Annotated in this window: 2 protein-coding genes and 2 pseudogenes; all 4 read right to left on the bottom strand. The window is 52.4% G+C overall.

Annotated elements, in window-relative coordinates; genetic code table 11:
* Window positions 1-172 precede the first annotated feature (172 nt).
* On the bottom strand, window positions 173-1,273 hold the full coding sequence (nemA, locus tag BBW68_RS14290) for an alkene reductase (RefSeq protein ID WP_070135861.1): 1,101 nt from the start codon (window positions 1,271-1,273) through the stop codon (window positions 173-175).
* A gap of 48 nt (window positions 1,274-1,321) precedes the next feature.
* Window positions 1,322-1,857 (bottom strand): annotated as a pseudogene (locus BBW68_RS14285) (TetR/AcrR family transcriptional regulator).
* Between the two features lie 330 nt (window positions 1,858-2,187).
* Window positions 2,188-2,280 (bottom strand): annotated as a pseudogene (locus BBW68_RS20260) (integrase core domain-containing protein); the annotation flags it as partial.
* Window positions 2,281-2,297: 17 nt separating this feature from the next.
* Window positions 2,298-2,838: IS3 family transposase (locus BBW68_RS14280; RefSeq protein WP_070135860.1), on the bottom strand; the 541-nt coding region annotated here is incomplete at its 5' end.

Below are 2,838 nucleotides of genomic sequence, written 5' to 3'. Positions count from 1 at the left end.
GCTGGAATGGCTAGCCTTTTAGTCCAAAATCGGCACATTAAAACAGCGTGGTTACCTGTTATTCAACAAAGTCGGTGTGGAGTAAACGCATAACATTCTCTTTTATCGGCACCATCGATCGGTGGATGACGTAAAAAGTCCTCTATAGAGGTTAAGCAACCGCTGCGAATCCTTACCCCAGAATCGGGTAATCGGTATAGCCTTTCGCGCCGCCACCGTAGAAGGTTTCTGGCTGTGGGGCATTCAGTTCAGCCTGCTGTTTCAGGCGCTCGACCAAGTCCGGGTTGGCAATGTAGCTGCGCCCAAAAGCAACGGAGTCAATCAGGCCTTGTTCAATCAGCGTTTCTGCTTTTTCTGCAGTGTAACCACCGGCTCCGACAATTACTCTAGAGTAAACGGCACGGATAGCCTTACGGAAGCTCTCGCTGTAAGGTTTTCCGCCCGCCCAGTCTGGTTCAGAAATATGCAGATAGGCAAGATGACGTTTTTCCAGCTCAGCAATGTAATACAGTGCGGCTTCTTCCTGATCTTCACCATTGTCTAGGCCATTGAACGGGCCGAGAGGTGAAATACGGACCGCGATGCGGTCTGCGTTCCACGCAGCGATCGCGGCATCAACCACTTCGAGCGCAAAACGCGTGCGATTTTCAATGCTGCCGCCGTAGCGATCTTCACGCTGGTTTGAGGCAGGGGACAGGAACTGGTGGATCAGGTAACCGTGGGCGCTGTGCAGCTCAACCAAGTCAAAATCGGCTTCGCGGGCGTTGCTTACTGCCTGACGGAAATCATTAACGATACCTGCCACTTCTTCGGTTGCCAGTGCGCGTGGCGTGGAGGTGGCTTCGCGCACGGCGTTACCCGCTTCATCACGCAGTGAGGTGCGCGTTTCAGCATTAATGGCGGAAGCAGAAACCGGCGCCGCACCCTCATGCTGCACGCTGGTGTGCGAGATACGTCCGGTGTGCCAAAGCTGTACGGCACTGTGACCGCCATTGTGATGAATTCCTTCATTGATTGCTTTCCACACGCAGATCTGTTCAGCCGAATGTAAACCTGGTGCCCCGGCATAGCCTTTCGCCTGCGCACTAATCTGTGTAGCTTCGGTAATAATTAATCCTGCGCTGGCACGTTGGCGGTAATATTCGCCCATCAGCGGAGTCGGGATATCGCCAGGTTCAATACTGCGCAGACGCGTCAGCGGTGCCATAAAAATGCGGTTCGGCACGGTAATTGCGCCGATTTTGAGAGGGGTAAACAGTTTTTTCAGTTTCATAACTTACTCCTAGTAGACCGGTCGACTAGAAAAGGTGTTTTTTACGTTTCACTTATTTCCTGACATTGCGTTAAGCAAGGGCGCATTATCACGGCAGATTTTACTTTGCAGGCTGGCTCCCAGCCACAGAGTGTATAACGTTAATGCGCATCGGGTGCAGTTGACTTCCGCTGACAGCGTACCCTGCTGCTGCGCTTTAATTAGCGTGTTGACCAGCGTGGCCATCAATGATTCAGAGCCCGCATGTAGCGCGCTGCTCATCGCTCCTGACAGATCGCAAACCTCGGTCGACAGCTTAACCGAGAGGCACCCAGCGAAACTGTTCTCCTAGCAGAACGAAAGCGACTGCTGGCAGTAATCCAGCACCCGCTGACGATAGCTTATCTGACGATCATTGAGATAGCCAGACAGGCGCTGATGATACGAGCAAAGTAGCGCTCAAGCATCGCCACGTCGAACGCTTCCTTAGAAAGGAAATAGTGATAGAACGCCCCTTTAGGCACTTCTGCCTGTTTTAGCAGCTCAATAAGGCCCATACCGTTGAAGCAGCGCTGCAGGCAGAACTGTTCGCCGGTATTGAGCAGATGCTCTCGTGTATCAAAGCATTAAAGCGGGTCGTTTTATTCATCGCAGCAGGGTATTAGACCGAATGGTCGCTTTCAACCTTTTATGCCCCTTGCCGTCACGAACGGATCATGTCCAACTCCGGTTTATACTCTCTGGTTTCTATATTAAGCATCTCCACCAAGGTATAAAGATATGGGGCTATTCTAGATAACTAAGATCATCTAGGATGGGGATGGTTCCATGAGAAAAAGCAGACTTAGTCAGTACAAACAGAAACGGTTACTTGAACTGTTTTGGATTGGCCCCTACATTTCCAGATACTTTTTATCGCATAACCCATGAGTGGTTCACCGCCGCAGATATTCCCGTGGCGAACGATATCCCAGTGCACTGTGAGGATGCCATTCGTTGTAATGTTCGAAGGTAGACTGGGCAGCGTCATAAGCCTCTGTAGTGGTCAACTAATACTGGCCACAGCATTAGACTGTAAGTAGTACAGCCGCTCAGATTCGTTGGGCGTCAGACTGCCGTTATACCAGTGGGGCCTGATAGCGCTGTAATATCCCGTTATATAGCGGATTATCGCGCCCTGGGCTTCGCTGAAGCTGTTATAGCCCTTCGTCGGCACCCATTCGGTCTTCAGGCTCCGGAAGAACTGCTCCATAGGGGCGTTATCCCAGCAGTTTCCCCGTCGACTCATACTCTGCTTTATCCTACAGCGCCACAGCGCCTGCCGATATCTACGGCTGGTATAGGGGCTGCCCTGGTCGCTGTGGAACGCCACGTCTGTTGGCTTACCCCGAAGCTCCCAGGCCATCTGCAACGCTTTGACCGTCAGTGCCGAGTCCGGTGACGTCGACATGGCCCAGCCCACCGGTTTACGTGCAAACAAGTCCAGCACCACCGCCAGATAAGCCCAGCATTTACCCGTCCAGATATAAGTCACATCGCCGCACCAGACCTGGTCCGGCCCGGTAACCGCGAACTGGCGGTCGAGA

The organism is Candidatus Erwinia dacicola (assembly GCF_001756855.1).
Classification (GTDB): Bacteria; Pseudomonadota; Gammaproteobacteria; order Enterobacterales; family Enterobacteriaceae; genus Erwinia; species Erwinia dacicola.
The sequence above is the reverse complement of the archived record's forward strand: the minus strand, read 5'-3'. Positions and strand labels throughout refer to the sequence as shown.

What these genes read in the sequence shown, in the direction of transcription:
- nemA (WP_070135861.1), bottom strand. Translation starts at nt 1,273, where the DNA reads ATGAAACTGAAAAAACTGTTTACCCCTCTCAAAATCGGCGCAATTACC.